The sequence below is a fragment of the Promicromonospora sp. AC04 genome (assembly GCF_003058225.1).
Lineage (GTDB): Bacteria > Actinomycetota > Actinomycetes > Actinomycetales > Cellulomonadaceae > Promicromonospora.
In genome coordinates this window covers 152,280-172,713 of record NZ_QBUG01000002.1, presented here as the reverse complement: position 1 = coordinate 172,713, position 20,434 = coordinate 152,280, and the positions used below count along the sequence as shown (strand labels likewise).

Annotated in this window: 21 protein-coding genes; 11 read left to right on the top strand and 10 right to left on the bottom strand. The window is 72.1% G+C overall.

What is annotated here, in order from left to right; all coding sequences use genetic code 11:
• Window positions 1–36: 36 nt before the first annotated feature.
• Window positions 37–675: a DedA family protein gene (locus C8K30_RS06325; RefSeq protein WP_199230376.1), complete on the bottom strand. Its 639-nt coding sequence runs from the start codon at window positions 673–675 to the stop codon at window positions 37–39.
• Window positions 676–750: 75 nt separating this feature from the next.
• The gene (locus C8K30_RS06320) at window positions 751–1,188 is read right to left on the bottom strand and encodes an Lrp/AsnC family transcriptional regulator (protein ID WP_108492060.1); all 438 of its coding nucleotides are present in this window, start codon (window positions 1,186–1,188) and stop codon (window positions 751–753) included.
• Between the two features lie 102 nt (window positions 1,189–1,290).
• Between C8K30_RS06320 and ddaH the strand changes: the two genes are divergently transcribed.
• Window positions 1,291–2,295 carry a dimethylargininase gene (gene ddaH / locus C8K30_RS06315; protein WP_108492059.1) on the top strand — a complete coding sequence of 335 codons (1,005 nt, stop codon included), beginning with the start codon at window positions 1,291–1,293 and terminating at the stop codon, window positions 2,293–2,295.
• Window positions 2,292–3,320, top strand: coding sequence for an ornithine cyclodeaminase (locus C8K30_RS06310; RefSeq protein ID WP_108492058.1), 1,029 nt, complete (start codon window positions 2,292–2,294; stop codon window positions 3,318–3,320). The genes ddaH and C8K30_RS06310 overlap by 4 nt, the downstream gene beginning before the upstream one ends.
• 333 nt (window positions 3,321–3,653) lie before the next feature.
• Here C8K30_RS06310 and C8K30_RS06305 read toward each other — a convergent pair whose 3' ends face one another.
• A complete protein-coding gene (locus C8K30_RS06305) occupies window positions 3,654–5,240 on the bottom strand; it encodes a M81 family metallopeptidase (RefSeq protein ID WP_108492057.1) in 1,587 nt (528 codons plus the stop codon).
• Between the two features lie 38 nt (window positions 5,241–5,278).
• Window positions 5,279–6,445: an ROK family transcriptional regulator gene (locus C8K30_RS06300; RefSeq protein WP_108492550.1), complete on the bottom strand. Its 1,167-nt coding sequence runs from the start codon at window positions 6,443–6,445 to the stop codon at window positions 5,279–5,281.
• 241 nt (window positions 6,446–6,686) lie between these two features.
• On the opposite strand from C8K30_RS06300, the gene C8K30_RS06295 reads away from it, so the two are divergent.
• The 5 genes from C8K30_RS06295 to C8K30_RS06275 are packed head-to-tail and all read left to right on the top strand — an operon-like array spanning window position 6,687 to window position 13,146.
• Window positions 6,687–8,498, top strand: a complete 1,812-nt coding sequence (locus tag C8K30_RS06295) for a peptide ABC transporter substrate-binding protein (RefSeq protein ID WP_108492056.1) — start codon at window positions 6,687–6,689, stop codon at window positions 8,496–8,498.
• Between the two features lies 1 nt (window position 8,499).
• Window positions 8,500–9,537 carry an ABC transporter permease gene (locus tag C8K30_RS06290; RefSeq protein ID WP_108492055.1) on the top strand — a complete coding sequence of 346 codons (1,038 nt, stop codon included), beginning with the start codon at window positions 8,500–8,502 and terminating at the stop codon, window positions 9,535–9,537.
• Window positions 9,534–10,370, top strand: a complete 837-nt coding sequence (locus C8K30_RS06285; protein WP_108492054.1) for an ABC transporter permease — start codon at window positions 9,534–9,536, stop codon at window positions 10,368–10,370. Before C8K30_RS06290 ends, C8K30_RS06285 begins: the two co-directional genes overlap by 4 nt.
• Window positions 10,367–12,154: an ABC transporter ATP-binding protein gene (locus tag C8K30_RS06280; RefSeq protein ID WP_108492053.1), complete on the top strand. Its 1,788-nt coding sequence runs from the start codon at window positions 10,367–10,369 to the stop codon at window positions 12,152–12,154. The genes C8K30_RS06285 and C8K30_RS06280 overlap by 4 nt, the downstream gene beginning before the upstream one ends.
• Window positions 12,151–13,146 (top strand): ROK family protein, encoded by a 996-nt coding sequence (locus C8K30_RS06275; RefSeq protein WP_108492052.1) that lies wholly within the window; start codon window positions 12,151–12,153, stop codon window positions 13,144–13,146. The genes C8K30_RS06280 and C8K30_RS06275 overlap by 4 nt, the downstream gene beginning before the upstream one ends.
• 239 nt (window positions 13,147–13,385) lie before the next feature.
• Here the strand turns inward: C8K30_RS06275 and C8K30_RS06270 are convergent, their stop codons facing one another.
• The gene (locus C8K30_RS06270) at window positions 13,386–13,808 is read right to left on the bottom strand and encodes an Hsp20/alpha crystallin family protein (protein ID WP_108492051.1); all 423 of its coding nucleotides are present in this window, start codon (window positions 13,806–13,808) and stop codon (window positions 13,386–13,388) included.
• A gap of 214 nt (window positions 13,809–14,022) precedes the next feature.
• On the opposite strand from C8K30_RS06270, the gene C8K30_RS06265 reads away from it, so the two are divergent.
• Window positions 14,023–14,622: a hypothetical protein gene (locus C8K30_RS06265; RefSeq protein ID WP_108492050.1), complete on the top strand. Its 600-nt coding sequence runs from the start codon at window positions 14,023–14,025 to the stop codon at window positions 14,620–14,622.
• A gap of 17 nt (window positions 14,623–14,639) precedes the next feature.
• Here the strand turns inward: C8K30_RS06265 and C8K30_RS06260 are convergent, their stop codons facing one another.
• Window positions 14,640–15,641 carry a S66 peptidase family protein gene (locus tag C8K30_RS06260; RefSeq protein WP_108492049.1) on the bottom strand — a complete coding sequence of 334 codons (1,002 nt, stop codon included), beginning with the start codon at window positions 15,639–15,641 and terminating at the stop codon, window positions 14,640–14,642.
• Window positions 15,642–15,745: 104 nt separating this feature from the next.
• Between C8K30_RS06260 and C8K30_RS06255 the strand changes: the two genes are divergently transcribed.
• Complete coding sequence (locus tag C8K30_RS06255) at window positions 15,746–16,099, top strand: VOC family protein (RefSeq protein WP_108492048.1); 354 nt, start codon at window positions 15,746–15,748, stop codon at window positions 16,097–16,099.
• Window positions 16,100–16,286: 187 nt separating this feature from the next.
• Here the strand turns inward: C8K30_RS06255 and C8K30_RS06250 are convergent, their stop codons facing one another.
• The 3 genes from C8K30_RS06250 to C8K30_RS06240 are packed head-to-tail and all read right to left on the bottom strand — an operon-like array spanning window position 16,287 to window position 17,576.
• Entirely contained in the window at window positions 16,287–17,033 is a 747-nt protein-coding gene (locus C8K30_RS06250; RefSeq protein WP_132231510.1) for a hypothetical protein, read from the bottom strand.
• A 44-nt stretch (window positions 17,034–17,077) separates the two neighbouring features.
• Window positions 17,078–17,332 (bottom strand): type II toxin-antitoxin system HicB family antitoxin, encoded by a 255-nt coding sequence (locus C8K30_RS06245; RefSeq protein ID WP_199230375.1) that lies wholly within the window; start codon window positions 17,330–17,332, stop codon window positions 17,078–17,080.
• A gap of 4 nt (window positions 17,333–17,336) precedes the next feature.
• Window positions 17,337–17,576, bottom strand: a complete 240-nt coding sequence (locus C8K30_RS06240) for an XdhC family protein (RefSeq protein ID WP_369939398.1) — start codon at window positions 17,574–17,576, stop codon at window positions 17,337–17,339.
• Window positions 17,577–17,653: 77 nt separating this feature from the next.
• On the opposite strand from C8K30_RS06240, the gene C8K30_RS06235 reads away from it, so the two are divergent.
• A complete protein-coding gene (locus C8K30_RS06235) occupies window positions 17,654–18,142 on the top strand; it encodes a dsRBD fold-containing protein (protein ID WP_165919379.1) in 489 nt (162 codons plus the stop codon).
• A gap of 17 nt (window positions 18,143–18,159) precedes the next feature.
• Here C8K30_RS06235 and C8K30_RS06230 read toward each other — a convergent pair whose 3' ends face one another.
• The gene (locus tag C8K30_RS06230; protein WP_108492045.1) at window positions 18,160–18,798 is read right to left on the bottom strand and encodes a hypothetical protein; all 639 of its coding nucleotides are present in this window, start codon (window positions 18,796–18,798) and stop codon (window positions 18,160–18,162) included.
• A gap of 144 nt (window positions 18,799–18,942) precedes the next feature.
• Here C8K30_RS06230 and glp point away from each other — a divergent pair, with 144 nt between their 5' ends.
• Window positions 18,943–20,412, top strand: coding sequence for a gephyrin-like molybdotransferase Glp (gene glp / locus C8K30_RS06225; RefSeq protein ID WP_108492044.1), 1,470 nt, complete (start codon window positions 18,943–18,945; stop codon window positions 20,410–20,412).
• Window positions 20,413–20,434 lie beyond the last annotated feature (22 nt).

The window sequence follows — 20,434 nt, the reverse complement described above, 5'->3', positions numbered from 1 at the left end:
GCGGCTGCTGTTGATCGACCGGCCGCAGGCCGTCGGTCAGACCTCCTGCGTGCGGCTCGCCCGCTCCTGCCGCCACGCGCGGATCCCTGCGACGATCGACGCCGCGATGACCACCCCGGCCACGATGTAGGCGATCGGCCGCACCGACGGGTCCGACGCCGCGAAGTACCCGAGCACGGTGATCAGCACGGCCCAGCTCAGTGCCCCGAAGACGTTCGCCGAGAGGAACTTGCCGTAGGGCATGCGGGTCACACCCGCGATGACCGGGACGAACACGCGGGCCCACGGCATGTAGCGGCCGATCACGACGGACCACCACCCGAACAGGTCGTAGAACTTCTCGGTGCGGACCACCGTGGCCTGCACCCAGCGGCCCTTCCGGGAGTCGAGGTACGGCCGGCCGTACCGGCGCCCCAGCAGGAACGCGACCTGGTCGCCCGCCACTGCCGCGACGCCGACGCCGATCGCGAGCACCCAGATGTCTATGCGGTCCGTGCTCCCGGCCACGATCCCCGCGCCGAACAGCAGGCCGTCCCCGGTCAGGAACGGGATGAAGACGCCGACGAAGAACGCGGTCCCCACGAATACGAGGCCCCAGACGACGAGGTAGAACGCCAGCGGTCCGAGCACGTCGAGCCAGCCGGTGACGTCGTCGGACACCGTGGTTCTGATCATCGTGGGCGCCCTCCGGTCCTGACAGGAAAGTCCTGTTAGGACACCCTAAGGCGTGCAGCGGCCGGGTCCGTCACGTCATGCGCCAGGACGGTCGACCACCCGGGACATCACGAGGGCCGTACGCGTCTTGACCACGTGGGTGACCGTCCGGATCCGCTCCACGGTGCGCTCGATCTCCTCCATGCTCGTGGCCATCACGTGCACTATCGCGTCGGCGTCGCCGGTCACCGTGGAGACGCGCACCACCTCGGGGATGGGGGCGAAGTCGCGCTCGAGCACCTTGGGCGAGACGATGCCGGAGCAGAAGATCTCGACGTACCCTTCCAGGATCCAGCCCATCGCCTGCGGGTCCACGCGCACGGTGAAACCGGCGATCTCCCCGCGGGCGAGCATGAGGTCCACCCGCCGCTTCACGGCGGGGGCCGAGAGCCCCACGGCGCTGCCGACCTCCTGATAGGTGGCGCGCCCGTCGCGCAGCAGCTCTCCGACGATCGCCCGGTTCACGGCATCCATGAACGAATCGTTCACCGAACCACGCGATCGCGCAAGAATCCGCGCCTGAATGCGCAACGGATGCGTGCCTGTTGTGAATCGGTGCGGCCGTAGCCTCGCGGCATGACGCAGACCACCGCGCAGCTGACGCACACCACCGCGCAGCGGACCGCCACGCCGCGGCACTACCTCATGTGCCCGCCCACCTACTTCGACGTCGTCTACGCGATCAACCCGTGGATGGACCCGTCCTCGCCCGTCGACACCGCGAAGGCGGTCGCCCAGTGGGAGGCGCTCCGCGAGGCCTACGAGGCGCGCGGCCACAAGGTCGACGTCATCGAGCCCGAGCCCGGGCTGCCCGACATGGTCTACGCGGCCAACGGCGGCATCGTCGTCGGCGGACGGGCGCTCGCGGCCCGGTTCACGCACCCCGAGCGCGCGGCCGAGGGGCCCGCGTACGACCGCTGGTTCGACACGCCCGAGGCGGGGGCCTACCGGCGTCTCGGCGAGTCCGTCGAGGTCATGGAGGGTGAGGGTGACCTCCTGCTTATCGGCAAGCTGCTCCTCGCGGGCACCGGCTTCCGCACCACGCCCGCCGGGCACGCCGAGGTGGCCGAGCGGCTGGAGCTGGCCGCCCAGGGCATCGAGCTGGTCCCGCTCGAGCTGGTCGACCCGCGCTACTACCACCTCGACACGGCCCTGTCGGTGCTGGACGACGGCGCCGTCTCCGGCGAGACCGTCGTCGCCTACCACCCCGAGGCGTTCAGCCCGGCCGCGCAGGAGACGCTGCGCACCCTGTTCCCCGGCGCGATCCTGGTCGGCGCCGACGACGCCGCCGTCCTCGGCCTGAACGTCGTCTCCGACGGGCTGCACGTGTTCCTCAGCGACCGTGCCCGCGACTACGCCGACGCGCTCAAGGAGCGCGGGTTCGTGCCGGTCGGCATCGACCTGTCCGAGATCTTCAAGGGCGGCGGCTCGGTCAAGTGCTGCACGCTCGAGCTGCGCCCCGACACCGCCGCGCCTGCTGTGCCCGCCCTGACCGGTACCGCCCTCACCACGACCGTCCTTGCGAGCGCAGTTCTCGCGGACGCCAGCGCCGCCAACGCCAACGAGGAGACCTCGCGATGACCACTGTCCCGTACCTCGACGTCGCCGCCACCGCTCGCTGGGTGGCCCGCCGCGGCCCGGAGGCCGCGATCGCGGCCCTCACCGACGCGCTGGAGCGCGACTTCGCGCGCTGGCCCGAGCTCGACAAGCGGCCGCGCATCGCGTCGCACTCCGCCGAGGGCGTCATCGAGCTCATGCCGACCTCGGACGCGGAGACCTACGGGTTCAAGCTCGTCAACGGGCACCCGCTTAACCCGTCGCTCGGCTTCCAGACGGTGACGGCGATCGGCATGCTCGCCGACGTGCGCAACGGCTACCCGACGTTCCTCGCCGAGATGACGCTGCTCACCGCGCTGCGCACGGCCGCGACGTCGGCCCTGGCCGCCCGCTACCTCGCGCCGGCCGGGTCCCGGACCCTGGCCCTGATCGGCTGCGGCTCGCAGGCCGAGTTCCAGGCGCTCGGCATGCGGGCGGAGCTGGGCATCGAGACGCTGCGCGTCTTCGACGTCGACCGCGACGCGATGGACAAGCTGGCGCGGCACGCCAAGGCGCTCGGCTTCGACGTCGTCCTGGCCGACGACGCCGCTGACGCGGCCCGCGGCGCCGACGTCATCACGACGTGCACCGCCGACAAGCAGAACGCGACCGTGCTGCAGGACGCCGACGTGCGCGGCGGGGTCTTCATCAACGCGATCGGCGGCGACTGCCCGGGCAAGACCGAGCTGGACCCGGCGACCGTGGCCCGCGCGAGCGTGTTCGTGGAGCTCCCGGAGCAGACCCGGATCGAGGGCGAGATCCAGCGCCAGGCAGCCGACTTCCCGGTCACCGAGCTCTGGCAGGTCGTCACCGGGGCCGCGCAGGGCCGCCGGAGCCAGGACGAGCTGGTCGTATGGGACTCCGTCGGGTTCGCCGTCGAGGACTGGACCGCGCTGAAGTTCGTGCTCGACGACGTCACCGCGAACGCGCCGGAGCTGCTCCAGCACCTCGACCTGATCGCCGAGCCGGAGGACCCGAAGGACCTCTTCTCCCTGGTCGCCGAGGCCTGAGTTTCCCGGGCGCCGCGCCCGACCTGCGCTGTTCCTGCCGGCGGGCTCGATCGAGCCATGTCGCACGGCGTGTGCCAACGGCGTGTGTCGCATGACGTGTGTCGCATGACGTGTGCCAACGGCGTGTGTCGCACGCCGTGTCGCGCCGGGGGGAACGTATGCGCGCGGGGCGTGTTGCTCTGCGTAGACATCGTCTACGCAGAGCAACACGCCCCGCAGACGTGGGTTCACCCCGCCACGACACGCCGTGCGACACGCCGTGGGGCGGGTGGCAGGGGTGACCGGTCAGCTGTCCGGGTCCGGCACGGAACGGAACGGTTCACACGGAACGGTTCAGAGGAGCTCGGCGCGGAGCTCTGGCTCGGTGTCGAAGGTGTGGAACGGGTGGATCGGGGTTGCCAGGCGGTGGTGACCAAGGCGGAGCAGGTCCTGATCGACGCCGCCGGGGGTGAGCATGAGCATCCAGTCGGCGGCCATGTCGTACAGCTCGGGCTCCAGGTAGCCGATCTTCACCACGACGACGTCGGTGCCGCGCGGGTTCAGCCCGATCTTCGTGAAGTCGGACTCCAGGTGGTACGGCTTGCGCCGCTCCGTGAGGATCACGCGGAGCCCGCCCACGCGCACGACGGCGACGATCCCGGCGTCGGGGTCGCCCTCGCTGACGTGCTCGACGACGCCGCGTAGCCGCACCGGCCCGTGCGGGCCGTCGTCGACCCGGGCACCGGCCTCGACATCCACCTCGGCCCCGGCGCCGTGCTTCGCGAAGACCTCCGCGACGGCGCGAGCGGCGTCTGCGTCGGGCAGCGAGGCGTAGATCGCGGTGCGCCCGCCGATGCCGGCCGGAGATCCGCTGTGATCGGTTGGGGACTTGCCGGTGTCGGCCGGGGATCCGTCGTCATCGGCTTGGGGCTTGCCGTCCTCGGACGGCCGGGCGAAGGCCGGCTCGGCGAGGAGCTGCGCGAGTGTCCAGGTGACGTCGCCCGCGCCGCCCGCCGTGGGGTTGTCGCCCGAGTCGGACAGGAAGTAGGGCCGCTGCTCGCTCGCCAGGGCGGTCGCCACGCACTCCTCGTACGGCGCGGCCGGTGCGACGAATGCGAACTCGTCGCGCGCGTCCCAGTACTGCCGGGCGAGCTGCTCGGCCTCGCGGACGATCACCTCCTCGGAGTCGCCCGTGACGACGACGGCGGCCTGGCAGCTCGGCTCGTCCGCCCACGCGTACCCGACCCAGAGCGCCGCGTCGACCACGCCGGGCAGCTCGGCCACGCGTGCGACGTCGGCGTAGATGCCCTTCGCGGGCTCCAGGCGGGTGCTGGTCTTCTCGCCCGGGAGCAGCACGGGGACCTGCAGCCATGCCTTCTTGGGCGCGCCCCCTGACCGCAGCCGCGAGAGCAGGTTCGCGGCGGCGCGCTCGCGCGTCTCCCATGCGTCCTCGTGCGGGGCCATCCGGTAGCAGGTGATCAGGTCGCTGGCCTCGGCCAGCTCTCGCGGCACGTTGCCGTGCAGGTCCATGGTGGTGCTGATCAGGGTTCCGGATCCGACGGCGGCGCGCACGGCCGCCGCGAGGTCGGCCTCGGCGTCATCCCGCCCGGCGACGGTCATGGCGCCGTGGATGTCGAGAAGCAGGCCGTCGTACGGGCCGTGCTCGGCCTGCTGGGTGCGCAGGGTCGCGACTATCTCGTCGCGCACCGACTCGTAGACCTCTTCGGGGACGGCGCCGCCGGGCAGCGACCGCGCGTGCAGCACGCCGGTCCAGGCGGCGGCGTCGCGCAGCGGAGCACCGTCGGCGAGGAACGGGTAGTGCAGCACCAGCTCGTCGCCGCGCCGGAGCGTGAAGGCCTCCCACCCGGAGCGGTGCGGCGAGAACGTGCTGGACTCGATCGACATGCCGGCGATCGCGACCCGCGGGCGGGTGTTCGTCATCGTGGTCCTTCCGAGGGGTTGCGGGCGGGGATACGGCGTCAGCCGGCCAGGGCGTGCGGCACCAGCGCGTCCTCCAGGAGGCGGCCCACACCCACCAGGTTCGCGTCGGCGCCCAGGGCGGACGGCGCGATCACGAGGTCGCGGGTCATGAGCGGGTGCGCGCCCTCGTAGATCTGGCTGCGGATCGCCGAGACGAACGGCTCGAGCGTGGACAGGGCGCCGCCCAGGTACACCGCGCCCGGGTTGAAGAAGTTGACGACCGCGCACAGCACCTCGCCGAGATGGCGCCCAGCGGTCCTGGTCAGGGTGGTCGCCACCGGTTCGGCGTCTCGCACGAGGGCGAGGACGTCGGCGGTAGCGGCGACGTCGTACCCCTGCTCGCGGAGCAGCCGCACGAGGGCCGCACCCGAGGCGACCGTCTCCAGGCAGCCGCGGTTCCCGCAGGAGCAGGGGGTGTCGCCGCCGGCGGGGATGCGCGTGTGCGTGATGTCGCCCGCCGCGCCGCCGGTGCCGCGATGCAGCCGGTCGTCGACCAGGATCCCGGCCCCGATCGCGCTGCCCGCCTTGACCGACACCGAGTGCCGCGTCCTGCGGGCGTGCCCGAAGTGCTCGCCGACGGCCATCGCGTTGGCGTCGTTCTCGACCACGGCGGGGATGCCCAGGGCGTCCTCGAGCCAGGTGCCGACGTCGAACCCCGACCACCCGGGCATGCGCGACGGGCTGTCGAGGGCGCGCCGCGCGACGTCGACGGGGCCGGGCAGGGAGATGCCGACGCCGAGCAAGCGGCCGCCGTCGGACGCCGTGCCGGCCAGCTCCCGCAGCGCGGCCGTGACCTGCGTCAGCACCGGTTCGGGGCCGTCAGCTATCGCGAGCGCGACCTCCGTCGTCGTGGTGAGCTCGCCGCCGTGCCGCAGGATCCCGAGCCGGGCGTGGGTGCCGCCGATGTCGACGACGCCGAGGTGGCCCGTGCTGCCGGGGACGCGCAGCGCCCGGGGGCGCCGTCCGCCGCTGGACGCGCCCTCGCCCGTCTCCTCGATGGCGCCGGAGGCGAGCATCGCCTGCACCCGCTGGGAGACGGTGGAGGGCGCGATGCCGAGCGACTCGGCGATCTCCTTGCGGGACCGGGCGCGGCCGCTCGACACGAGCACGAGAATCTCCCGCTCGAGCCGTGCGGCGGCGACCCGGGGACGCGCGAGCTGAGCCACGGCCACCTCCAGACTTTTTTTCGAACGTGGAACAAGCGACGGGCAAGAGTCTGCACCACGTCGACTCCGGGTAGGGCAGAGCGGGCTTTTTGCGGTGCCGAATTAACAGCTTTGTTACGGATTCTGCATAGATTCGGGCAACTTTGTACGTCTACGGTGCTGGATTATTCGGCCGCCGAATCAAGTGCCCGAGCCGCACAGGCTCCCGCTGCGACGGCCCCGCGAACCAAGGAGACCTCTGATGCGCACCACGCATGCCGGACGGGCGGCACGGCTGGCCGTCGGCGCGGCCGCCGCCGTCGCCCTCCTCGCCGGATGCTCCGCGTCCTCCGGCGCGGACGAGGCGGCCGGCCGCACCGACGTCAACTACGCCCTGCCCGCCAACGCGACCCCCAACTGGATAGTGCCGCTGGGCATCGCGGGCAAGCTCGCGACCCACAACTCCGCGATCATGCGCACCCTCTGGGAGCCGCTCGTCGCGTACGACGGCTCCGAGGGCGAGGTGGGCCGCGTGGCGACGGCCGATCTCGCCTCCGACATCACCTTCTCCGACGACGGCCGCTCCGTGACCATCACCCTCGACGAGGGCCGCACCTGGAGCGACGGCGAGCCCGTCACCTCGGCGGACGTGAAGTTCTGGTTCGACCTCGTGCGCGCCAACACGGACGTCTGGGCCAGCTACTCCGAGGGCCGCATGCCCGACAACGTCACCGACGTCGCCACGCCCGACGACAAGACCGTCGAGCTCACGTTCGACAAGGTCTACAACCCGGAGTGGCTGCAGGCCTCCCAGCTCAACCTCATCGTGCCCCTCCCGGCCCACGCCTGGGCCAAGACCGCCGACGACGAAGAGCCCGACCCGGCGCTCGCGGAGACCGAGAAGGGCGCCAAGGCGATCTTCGACTACCTCGTCACCCAGAGCGAGGACCTGGGCACGTACGAGACCAACCCGCTGTGGCAGACAATCAACGGCCCGTACTCGCTGACCGGGTTCTCGGACGCCGGCCAGGTCGAGCTGACCAGGAACGAGAAGTACGACGGCGACGACGCCGCCTCGATCGACACCGTCAACCTGCTCCCGTACACGTCCACGGACGCCGAGGTGAACGCGGTGCGGTCCGGCGCCGTCGACTACGGGTACATCCCGACGACGGGCCTCGACGCGCCGGAGCAGTACGAGCAGCTCGGCTACGCCGTCGAGCCGTGGGCGGGCTGGTCCATCACGTATATGCCGTACAACTTCAACCACCCCGAGATGGGCCCGGTCTACCGCCAGCTCTACGTGCGCCAGGCGCTGCAGCAGCTCGTGGACCAGGAGCAGATCTCCGACGTCATCTGGAAGGGTGCGGCGCTGCCCGGCTACGGCCCCGTGCCGCAGAACCCCGAGAGCGACTTCCTCTCCGACGAGCAGAAGGAGAACCCGTACCCCTTCGACCCGGAGGCCGCGGCCGCGCTGCTGGCCGACCACGGCTGGACCGCCGGCTCGGACGGCGTGCTCGAGTGCACCGCCCCCGGCGACGGCGACGACGAGTGCGGTGACGGCATCGAGGACGGGCAGCAGCTCGCCATCACGATCCTGTCGCAGAGCGGCTCGGCCGAGACGGACAACATGTTCGCGGAGATCAAGTCCACCTTCGACCAGGCGGGCGTCGCCGTCAGCATCGAGTCGGCGCCGCTGAACACGGTGCTCTCCTCGATCGCCCCGTGCACCGCCGACCAGCCCGACTGCGACTGGGAGCTGCCGTTCTTCGGCACGGCGGGCAGCTGGTACTTCGGCGGCTACCCGAGCGGCGAGCGCGTGTTCGGCACGGGCGCGGCGTCGAACTTCGGCTCCTACTCCGACGACGAGTTCGACACGCTCATGCTCGACTCCACCGAGAGCACCGACCCGTCGGTGATGCAGGCGTACTCGAAGTACGGGGCCGAGAACCTCCCGGTCATGTGGCTGCCCAACCCCGTCTACCAGGTCTCGGTGATCAAGGACGGCCTGGAGGGCACCACGCAGGACCCGCTGGCCAGCTTCCACCCGCAGCGCTGGAGCTGGGCCGGCTGACATGACGACAGCCATCCCCGTACAGAGCGGGTCCGTCGAAGCCGGAGTCGCCGCGCCAGGGCTCGTCAGAGCCCAGCGCGGCGGCTTCGGCCGCTTCCTGGTCCGGCGCGTCCTGCAGGCGCTCGCCGTGATCCTCGTGGTCAGCGTCATCGTGTTCGCGCTGCTGCACGCGCTGCCGGGCGGACCGGCCCGCGGCGTCCTCGGCCAGCAGGCCACGCCGGAGCAGATAGCGGCGTTCGAGGCCGCCAACGGCCTGGACCAGCCCGTGGTGCTGCAGTACCTGTCGTTCCTCGGGCGATCGCTGACGGGCGACCTCGGCGAGTCGTACCTGCTGAACCAGTCGGTCGCCGACGCGATAGGCATGCGGCTGCCCAAGACGCTGCTGCTGACCGGCCTCTCGCTGGTCGTCGCTGTGATCGTCGCCGTGCCGGTCGGCGTCTACCAGGCGGTGCGCCGCAACCGCGCCGTCGACTACTGGTTCTCGACCCTCGCGATCGTCGCCTACTCGACCCCCACGTTCTTTCTCGGGATGCTCCTGATCCTGCTGCTCAGCCAGAACGCGGGGCTGTTCCCGGCGGCGGCGCCGCAGGGCAACGGGATAGCCGAGGTCCTGTCCCAGCCCGCCGGGCTCGTGCTGCCCGTGCTCACGGGCGCCGTGCCGATCGTGGCGACGTTCAGCCGCTACATGCGCTCCTCGACGCTGGACAACCTCGGCGAGGACTACGTCCGCACCGCCCGCGCCAAAGGCACCGCCTACCGGGACGTGGTGGTCCGGCACGTGCTGCGCAACTCGCTGACGCCGGTGGTCGCGATGCTCGGCTACTACCTGCCCGTCATGTTCGGCGGCGCGCTCGTCGTCGAGCAGCTGTTCAACTACCCCGGCATGGGCCTGCTGTTCTGGAGCGCCGCGCAGAGCAGCGACTTCCCGGTGCTGCTCGGCTGCGTGCTGGTCATCTCGGTGGCCACCGTCGTGGGCTCCCTGCTCGCCGACGTCATCCAGGCGCTCCTGGACCCGCGCACCCGGGGAGGCCTGCGATGACCGGGCTGCGGCGGTTCGCCACCAACCGGCTGGCCGTGGTGGGCGCGGTCGCGCTCGCGATCCTCGTGCTGTTCGCGGTGCTCGGCCCGCTGGTCCACCCCACCGAGCAGGTGGCGACCGACCTCGGCGCCGCCAACCTGCCGCCCGGTGTCGACGGGCATCCCCTCGGCACGGATGCGCTCGGCTACGACAACCTGGGCCGGCTCATGGTCGCCGGCCGGGTGTCGCTGCTGGTCGGGGTCCTGGCGGGGGCGCTCGCGACGGTGGTCGGCACCCTCTGGGGCGCGGTCGCCGGGTACGTGGGCGGCGTCGTGGACGCCGTCATGATGCGCGTGGTCGACGCCGGGATCGCGATCCCCGCGATCTTCCTGCTGCTGGTGCTGTCCACCATCGTGCGGCCGACGGTCGGGATGATGATCGTCGTCCTGGGCCTGGTGTCCTGGCTGGTGCCCGCCCGGCTGATCCGGGCGGAGGCCCTGTCGGTCCGGACGCGCGACTACGTGGTCGCGGCCCGCGCGATGGGCGCCACCCACAGCCGCACCGTGCTGTCGCACGTCATCCCGAACACCGTCGGCACCGTGGTGGTGAACGCGACCTTCCAGGTCGCCGACGCCATCCTGCTCGTCGCGTACATCAGCTTTCTCGGGATGGGCGTCCAGCCGCCCACGACCGACTGGGGCGCGATGCTCAACGACGGCATCAACTACATCTACCAGGGCGCGTGGTGGCTCATCCTGCCGCCGGGCCTCGCGATAGTGATCGTGGTGTGCGCCCTGAACTTCGTGGGTGACGGGCTGCGGGACGTCGTCGACGTGAAGGGGAGGACGGCATGAGCGCGCTGCCCGCATCCGGGCCCGGGCAGGAGGCGCCGGCCGACGACGTCGTCCTGCGCATCCGGGACCTGAACGTCACCTTCACCACCGGCTCGGGCGAGGTGCCCGCCGTGCGCGGCATCGACCTCGAGGTGCGGCGCGGCCGGGTGGTCGCCCTGGTGGGCGAGTCGGGCTCGGGCAAGAGCGTCACCTCGCTCTCGGTGCTGGGGTTGCTGCCCTCGACGGCGCGGGTCACCGGGTCGGTGGAGCTGGACGACGGCGGGCGGTTGCGCGGCGTCGTCGCCACACCCGAGGACCAGCTCGTGGACCTGCGGGGCCGCGTGGCGTCCATGGTCTTCCAGGAGCCGATGACGGCGCTCAACCCGACCATGACCCTCGGCGACCAGATCGCCGAGGCGGTGCTGAACCACGAGCGGATCCCGCGCGTCGTCGCCCGGGAGCGGGCCGTCGAGCTGCTCCGGTCGGTCGGGATCCCCGACCCGGAGCGGCGGGCGCGGCAGTACCCGCACGAACTGTCCGGCGGCCAGCGGCAGCGGGTGGTCGTCGCCATCGCGCTGGCGTGCGAGCCGCGCCTGATCGTCGCGGACGAGCCGACCACCGCGCTCGACGTCACCGTGCAGGCCGAGATCCTCGACCTGCTGCGCGAGCTGGTCGCCGAGCGCGGCACCGCGCTGCTGCTCGTCACGCACAACATGGGCGTGGTCGCGGACATCGCTGACGAGGTGGCCGTGATGAGCGGCGGCCGGATCGTGGAGCACGGGCTCGTGGAGCAGGTGCTGCTCGACCCCGCGCACGAGTACACACGCGCCCTGCTCGATGCCGTGCCGGCAGCGCCGCCGGCGAGCGCGGGGGTGGCAGGCGCTGTGTCGGACGGCGGTGCGCTGTCGGCGTCGGACCGGGTGGCTGTCGCCGATCCTGCCGATGACCGCGAGATCGTCCTGGACCTGCGCGGCGTCAGCCTCGACTACCGCGTGCAGGGCCGACACGTCCGCGCGGTCGACGGCCTGGACCTGACCGTGCGCGCGGGCGAGATGCTGGGGCTGGTCGGCGAGTCCGGCTCGGGCAAGTCGACGGCAGGGCGGGCGTGCCTCGGCCTGCTGACGCCGTCCGCGGGCGAGGTGCTGCTGCTCGGGACCTCGATCGCGCGCGCCAGGGGCCGGGCGCGCCGGCGCCTGCTGGCCGACGTCGGCGTCGTGTTCCAGGACCCGGGCGGGTCGCTGGACCCGCGCAAGCTGGTCGGCGAGTCGATCGCCGAACCGCTGGCGATCCACGGCCGGGACGGGCGGCGTCTGTCCGGGGCCGAGCGGCAGGCGCGGGTCCGCGAGCTGCTCGACGCGGTGCGGCTGCCCGCGGGCGCGGAGCGCCGCTACCCGCACGAGTTCTCCGGCGGGCAGCGTCAGCGCATCGGCCTGGCGCGCGCCCTGGCCCTGCGCCCGCGCCTGCTGGTGGCCGACGAGCCGACGAGCGCCCTCGACGTCTCCGTGCAGGCCGAGGTGCTGCAGGTCCTGCGCGACCTGCACGAGGAGCTGGGTTTCGGCTGCCTGTTCATCAGCCACGACCTCGGCGTGGTGCACGAGCTGACCGACCGGGTGGCCGTGCTGCGGTCCGGTCGCCTGGTCGAGAGCGGCCCGACGGCGGAGGTGTTCAGCGCGCCGCGCGAGCTGTACACGGCCGAGCTGCTGGCGTCCGTCCCGACGCCGGACCCGGCGGCGCAGCGCGAGCGGCGCGAGGCGCGGCTGCGGCTGGTGTCGGTTGGCGCCGAGGCCCCCGGCGCCGCCCGATGACGGACCAGCCCACGGCGGGCGTCGACATCGGTGGCACCAAGATCCGCGCCGCCGTCGTCACGCCCGACGGCGAGGTGCTCGCCTCGGCGACCGCGCCGACGCCGTCGGGCGGGGCCGCGATGCTCGACGTCGCCGCGGATCTGGTGGCGCGTGCGACGGCCTCGGCAGGGGTGCGGGTGGCGGCCGTCGGCGTCGGCGCGGCGGGCATCGTCGACCCGGTGACGGGCGAGGTGCTCGCGGCGAGCGACTCGTTCGTCGACTGGGCCGGCACGAACCTGCGCTCCGGGCTCGCGGCCCGGACCGGCCTGCCGGTCACCGTCGCGAACGACGTCGACTCGTTCCTCGTGGGCGAGGCAACCTGGGGGGCCGTCCGCGGGGTCGGGTCCGCGGCGGGCATCGCGCTCGGGACCGGCGTCGGGGGAGCGCTGTGGCTGGACGGCGCGCTGTACCGGGGCTCGGGCGCGGCCGGGGAGATCGGGCACATGCCGGGGTTCGGCGACGCGCGGTGCACGTGCGGCCAGCGGGGACACCTGGAGACGTTGGCGTCGGGGCGCTCGGTGGAGCGCCGGTACGCGGAGCTCACGGGGGGCGGCGGCAGCGCCGGGGCTGTGGGTGTTGCGAGTGCCGGGGGAGGTGGTGCCGCGAGAGCTGTGGGGAGTGCAGGTGCCGGTGGAGTCGGCGACACGAGGGCCGTCGGCGTCGGCGCTATGGAGATCGAGGCTCGGGCGCGCGCCGGCGACGAGATTGCGGCCCAGGTGCTCGCCGACGCCGGCCGCGCCGTCGGGTCGGCGGTCCTCGTGCTGGCGGCGCTGCTCGACGTCGGACACGTGGTGGTGGGCGGCGGGCTGGCCCGCGCCTGGGACCTGCTGGAGCCCGCGCTCCTGGACCGGTTGCGCGACGAGCCGCCCGTGTCGGGGCACACGATCGAGGTGCGCAGGGCGTCGCTCGGCGGGGACGCGATGGTGGTGGGTGCCGCGGCGCTGGCCCGCTGACATCAACCCAAGCGCGCGGAGGGCCGGTGACTTCGGTCCGATGTCATCTCGCGTGGATGAGATCGGTCGGTTGCCTCGAGATCGGTCAACCGTTGGACCGATCTCGAGGCAACCGACCGAAATCGGTGAGCAAGGTCAAACGTCCGACCGAAGTCGGTCGGACGTCCTGGAGCGAGAACGCGGACGGCGTCCGGCCGCGGGGTGCGGTCGGACGCCGTCGTGAGCCGGGGCCTGAGTGATCAGGCGGCGGTGGTGACCTCGATGCGCTGCGGCGTCGTGCCGGCGAAGACGCCGGGCACGGTGACCGTCAGGACGCCCGCGTCGTAGGACGCGCGGACGGCGTCGCCGTCCACGGTCTTCGGCAGCGTGACGACACGACGGAAGGAGCCGAAGCGGACCTCCGAGATGCGGCGGCCCTCGGACTCCTCCGAGCGCTGGTCCTTGCGCTCGCCGCGCACGACGAGCTTGCGGCCCTCGACCTCGACGGTGACGTCGTCGGCCGGGTCGACGCCCGGCAGGTCGAGGCGGGCGACGAGGTCCTCGCCCTCGCGGTAGACGTCGGCCGCGGGCACGGGGCCCTCGGCGGCGGCGGCGAGCTGCGAGCTCCACGGGTCGCGGACCCAGGTGCGGGCGAACGGTGAACGGGTCAGAACGGTGGTCATGATGTTCTCCTCCGGAAGGGGTTGATGATCGGTTCAACCTGAGTCGACCCGACTCAATTTCCGGGTTCGCCGACGGCGTACGGCGGCTCTGGGTCGAGGCGAGTCGCGACCGCGCGCGTTTGAGCCGCGACGGCATCCCTCACGGACCGGGTGTCAGTGCCGGGCGGTAGCGTGCGCGCCACACTCAACCACTCGATTCCACACCGGAGATGACATGACCGACGCGTACTCACCCATTTCCGAGCTGAACTTGCTCAAGGGGTTCTCCGACGGCCCCGGAGATGCCTATTTCTCGGACGGGTTCGAGTTCTACGAGTACGACCGGCCCGACGCCGGTCTGGTCGAGTGGCTGATCCTGGAGGGGCGGGAAGAGGAAGCTCGAGGCCACCTCGACCGGCTTACCCCGTTCGCACAGGCCACCGGCTCGGGTTCGTTCTACGCCCTGTGGCACTGCGATGACCGCGCCGACCTTGCCACGCTTCCCGTCATCCGCTTCGGCGACGAAGGCGATCTCGATGTGATCGAGGGTCTGCGGAACCTGTTCCGGCTGCTCGCTGTCGACGACGAGTTGTTCAGCCCTTGGGACGAGGAGCGCGAGGCGGACTCCGACGAGGAGCACTCCCCTGGGCACGAGGCGTACGTGGTCTGGCTGAAGGAGACGTTCGGCCTGACCCCTCCCACCGAAGCGGAATCCGACGAGATCCTGGGGTCGGGCGGCAAGAAGTACGGCGCCCGGTTCGTGGACTGGCTGGAGGAGTTCGGGTCCGAGGAGATCGACTTCGACTCGTGGCGCAAGGAGTTCGGCGGCTCCTGAACGTGAATGTGTCCCGGTCAGTGCCGCGTGATCGTCAGGCTCGCGCCGTCTGCCCCGATCAAGAGCTCCGCCGTCCCGCCGACCGGGAACGTGAGCAGCGGGCTCGTGTGCCCGAAGTCCACGCCGGCCAGGACCGGCTTGCCGCGCAGCGCAGGCTGACGCGCGACGATCTCGTCGAGTGCCTCGCGCGTCACGCCGGAGCTGGTCTGGAACCGGCCGATCACCAGCCCGGTGACGCCGCCGGCGTCGGGCAGCTGGAGCAGCGAGGTGAGGTGGCGCGCGAAGGCCGCCGCGTCCGACTCGAAGTCGTCCTCGAGGAAGAGCAGCGCGCCGTCGAGGGAGGGCATGTACCCCGTGCCCTGAAGCAGCGCGAGCGTGCCGAGGTTGCCGCCGACGATCCGGCCGGAGGCCTGCCCCGGGCGCAGCCGCCACCAGCCCTCGTTGGGCACCGGGGTGCGGGCGTCCTGGTCGGCGAACCACATGTCGTCGGTCCAGGCCCGCGATGGTTCGACGGCGATCGGGGCGTCGTCCGCCACCGCGGCGCGGAACCAGTCGCCGGTGGGCTCGAAGTGGTCGCGCATGCCCCAGCTCGACCAGTGCGGGCCGGAGTAGGTGACCAGGCCCGTGCGGGCGAGGATCGCGTTCTGCAGCGCGGTGATGTCCGAGTAGCCGCAGAAGACCTTCGGGTTGGCCGCGATGAGGTCGAAGTCCAGGTGGGGGAGCAGCTCGTTGCTGTTGAACCCGCCGATCACGGTGAGGATCCCGGCCACGCCGGGGTCGGCGAACGCGGCGTGCAGGTCGGCCACGCGGTGCTCGATCGAGCTGCTGCGGAACTGGTCGTCCTCGTCGACGTGCTCGCCGAACGTGAGGGTGAGCCCCATGGCGGCGAACCGCTCGTCGATCCAGCGGGTGTTGTCGTGCTCCACGACCATCGTTCGCGACATCGCGGGTGCGATCACCCGGACGGTGTCGCCGGGGCGGAGCTTGGGCGGGACGACGGTCTGTGCTGGTTCGAACATGCCAGCAGCCTAGATCCACATCGGGTATGGGTCCGCTTCGACCTGAGTGGACAGGCCGCGGCGTTCGGACGAACATCGCGGATATCCGTACACGGGAGGGCACAATGCGCGCCGCACGCATCACGGCCAACCTTCGAGTGGCCGACATCGAGACGGCGAAGAGCTTCTACGCCGACTACCTCGGGCTCAGCACCGAGGAGCTCAACCTGGGCTGGGTGGCCCGCTACACCTCCCCCGATACCGGGGCGCACGTCCAGCTCGTGACGGGCGATGCGACGTCACCCGAGGACTCGGTGATCTCGGTCCACACGCCGGACGTCGACGCCGCTTACGAAGAGGCGCAGCGGCTCGGCTACGAGATCGTGCACCCGCTCACCACGGAGCCGTGGGGCGTGCGCCGGTTCCTCGTGCGGGCGCCGGACGGCAACGTGATCAACGTCGTGCACCACCTGGACTGAGCCCACGTCAGATGCGCCGACCAAGCAGCCGACCTCGCACAGGTGCGACCGCTTCATCCAGTAGCCGAGCGTCGGCGCTGCGCAAGATGCCGTCCAGAACGCACGAAGGCCTGTCCTGCGAATGGCCTGGCCACAGTGTCCGTGGTTTCGGAGTTGTGGTGGGTGTCGGGTAGTGAGCTAGGACCGCTCAAGCCATACCGCAGGTCCACCATCCGTCCTCGATGGGAGTCGGGTCCTCACAGGCCATGCCGCGCATGTCGTACCCCGCGGGGCTCGCGGCAGGCGAGTAGAAATAGCCGCCCGCGTCGTCAACAAGCCGAGCCCACTGCGGGACGAAGATCGTGAGAGTTCCTGCCTGCTCCGATCCCGCGACGTCGACGGTTCCCGTCACGGACACGAAGCCAAGAGTCGCGGGCAACTCGACGGAGTAGCCCTGTTCACCGTTGTCGGCGAACCATTCCACGACGCGGTCGAGCCCGGGGCGCAGCGTGCGGAAATCCTGCAGCGCGTCGCGATGGGTCAGACCATTCGTTCCCTGAAACAGCGCCGACGACGCCCACGGCGTGATGCCGATGGCCACGGCGAGGCACATCAACGCCACGGTCAGCCGGAACGTATTGAGAGTGCGGCGGTGCCGGACTATGAGCACAGACACAGCAACCGTCATGGCGAGGCCCACCAGGTAGGACGCACTCCGTACCAGCACCGCCCCGACGTTCTCCGGCAGGAGACCATTGCTGCCGCCGTTGTCCAAGAACCACCACATCTGCAACGGCAGGACGCGCCACGAGTACGCCATCCAAGCCCAGGACTCCAACGTCGCGACAACGAACAGTCCGACAGCGGCCGACGCGAGCAACAGGGCTACTCGACCGCGCCGTGAGATCGGCCCCGGTGCAGGTGGCTGCAGAGCGTTCTTGCCCGAGGCGGTCATGGACCGATCGTAGCGATACCGTCGCTTTCGTCGGCGGGCGTGCGTTAGGGCCGACGGCTCGGCGATTCACCGGACACGGCGTAATCGATCTCGCCTGCAGCGAGGCCTGCGACGTGCTTGGTGCTCACGTCTACTTCGATGTCGTCAAGAGCGGCGTCGAGGGTGACGGCGATGAGCTCGCGGGCCATCTGGCCGGCGTCAGCGAGGCGGCGAGACTGGGTGAGGCCGTCGATCTCGGGGACGTGGATCATCCACCAGCCGTCCTCGCGAGTAACGGTGGCTCGGTAGGTCGTGGTCATCTCTCTAGCCTCCTTGGCTCTCCTTGATCGTGCCGTGGATCGGGCCTTTCGTCTTGCTCAGGGGGCGGGCCGAGGCGCCCGACCTGGCCGCGATCATCTCCGCCGCGATCGAGACGGCGGTCTCGTCCGGGGTGCGCGCACCGAGGTCCAGCCCGATCGGGCTGCGCGGCCGGGCCAGCGCCTCGGGCGGAACGCCGTCCTCGACCAGCCGGGCCTCCCGCTCGGCGTGGGTCCGATGCCGCACGAGTTGCCGGTACGCCTGACACGCCGGGGCATCCGGGGAGATGATGGAGGGGATCGCAACGACGCGAGGAGGACCCGATGAGAGCAGCAGTGGGCGACCGGATCGTCACGGCGTCCGGAGTGGTCGGCGGCGCGGTACGCGACGGCGTGGTGACCGAGTGTCCCCACGGCGACGGTTCGCCGCCCTACCGGGTGCGGTGGTCCGACACCGGCGAGGAGACGCTCGTCTACCCGGGCGCGGACACGTTCGTGGACCCGCAGACCGAGGCGGGCTCGGGCGAGTGGAGCGAGGCGCGCCAGGGGCGCGCGCTCACCTGGGACGTCCGGATCACCCTGGTCGAGACGGCGGGCAGCACGACGGCGGAGGCAACCGTGATGAACGGTCCGCCGGACGCGCTGCGCGGCGTCGGGCACGCCAGGAAGTCACCGGACGACGACGAGGTGCCTCTGATCGGCGACGAGATCGCCGCCGGCCGGGCGCTGCGGCGGCTGGCCGACCGGCTGCTCGCCGTGGCCGAGGCGGACGTCTCGGCGGCGGTCGGGCACCGGGCGCACCTGCACAGGTAAGCCCTGGGCCGGGCCGGTTACGCCAGGATGCCGGTGGCGTTCAGTGCGGCGCGCACCTCGTCGTCGAGCCATGGCTCGATGCCCTCCCACGTGGTGCGCCACGAGATGCCGGTGATCACGCTGCCGTCGGGGAACGTCTCGATGTAGTCGGCCTGGAGCACACCGAAGTTGTCGCACCAGAACGCGTTCGCGGGGGTGCCGTCGAGGAGCTGGTCGATGCGCATCGCCGACGTCGAGACGCCGTCGGGCAGCACGAGCGGCTGGGTGTCGGTGCGGACCAGCAGGGCCTGCCGCGTGCGCGTCGGGTCGGCGTCGTCGAGCTGGGTGTACTCGACCCAGGCGCCGACGGTCGCGAGCTCCAGCACCAGCAGGTACCGCGCGAACGAGGGGACGCCGTTCCCGACGCCGGGCGGCAGGTCGGCGCGCTCGAACGCGACGTCCACGCCGCCGGGCTCGCGCTGCAGGGAGTAACGCACCCAGCCGCGGATGTCGCCGTCGTACTCGACGCGCTGCCTGGCATGCAGCACGACGTCGGGCACGGGGCGCATGGCCAGCACGGAGTCGAGGACCCGCAGACCGTCATGGGTCCACGAGTCCCGGCGCACGAGGACGCCGTCGGGCGTGGTCCCGTTGTTGCTCAGCGCGTGGATGTACATGGTTGATTCTTGCGCGCGGCCCCGGGGTAGTACACCTCATCGCCGGGTGGTTCTTGCGCCGAGCAGACGATGACCACGCAGAGCAACACGGCTGGCGGAGGTCGGTACCGCCCGGGCGGGGCGGCTCCGGGATAGGTTGCGGACATGAGCGAGCGCGTGGACGTGGAACAGCACCGGACCGACGTCGCGGAGCTCCTCGCGGAGCTCGCCGACCGGCCGGCCACGGAGGTGTCTATCGACCGGGGCGTGCTCGGCCGGGTCCTGGCGCGCGACGTCGTCGCCCCGGGGCCGCTGCCGCGCTTCCGCAACTCGCAGATGGACGGGTTCGCGGTGCGCGCCGCCGACGTCGCCTCGGCCGCCCCGGGCGCGCCCGTCACCCTGCCCGTGGCGGGCGACGTCGCCGCCGCGCCGGGCGAGCCGGCTCCGCTGGAGCCGGGCACCGCGGTCCGGATCATGACCGGCGCACCAATGCCCGACGGCGCGGACGCCGTGATCCCCGTCGAGGACACCGACCACATGACCTTCAACAGGGCGCCGGGCACCGCGGGGGCGGGCACCGCGGCGGTGGGCACCGCGGAGGCGGGCGACACGGTGGCGGGCGACGCCGGGGCGGGCAACGTGGCGGCGGGCAACGGGGCCGCGGCCGCTCCGGCGGCCTCGGCGACGCACGTCGTGGTGGCACGCGGGCGGGCGGCCGGGGAGTTCGTCCGGGAGTCGGGGTCCGACGTCGCTCCGGGCGCCGTCGTGCTGCGGGCCGGGACCGTCCTGGCGCCGCACCACGTGGCCGCGGCCGCGGCGTGCGGTATCGCCCGGCTGACGGTCCTGGTGCCGGTCTCGGTGGCGGTCGTGTCCACGGGCAGCGAGCTCGTCGCGGCGGACGGCGAGCCCGGCCCCGGCCAGATCTGGGACGCCAACGGCCCGGCGCTGGACGCCGCCGTCCGGGCCGCGGGCGGGCGGGTCGGCCTGCGCCTGACCGTCCCCGACGACCCGGAGATCGTGCGCGTCGGCCTGGAACGCGCAGCGGCGCTGTGCGACCTCGTGCTCACGACCGGGGGCGTCAGCCAGGGCGCGTACGAGGTGGTCAAGGACGCCCTGCCGGAGGTCACCTTTCGCTCGGTTGCCATGCAGCCCGGCGGCCCCCAGGGCCTCGGCCGCATCAACGGCACGCCCGTGCTCGCCTTCCCGGGCAACCCCGTCAGCGCGCAGGTCTCGTTCGTGGTGTTCCTCCGGGACATCCTGCGGCGGGCGGGCGGCCTGCCGCCGGTCGAGCGGGTCGCGGCGGTGCTCGACGGCGCGATCGGCTCCCCGGCCGGGAAGCGGCAGCTGCTGCGCGGGCGCTGGGTGCGCGGCGGCGGCGCGGCGGGTTCTCGACCGGCGGGCTCGGCGGACTCGGCGGGGTCGGCTGGCTCGGCCGGCTCGACGGTGCCGACGGACTCGGCAGGGTCTGCCGGCGCCGCGGTGCCGACGGGCTCGGTGACGCCGCGCGTCGCCGTCGTCGGCGGACCCGGCTCGCACCTCGTGGCGTCGATGGCCGCCGCGGACGTGCTGATCGAGGTCCCCGCCGCCGCGACTACGCTCGAACCGGGTGCCGAGGTGGCCGTGTGGCCGCTTTGACACCGCACCCGCCGGCGGACGA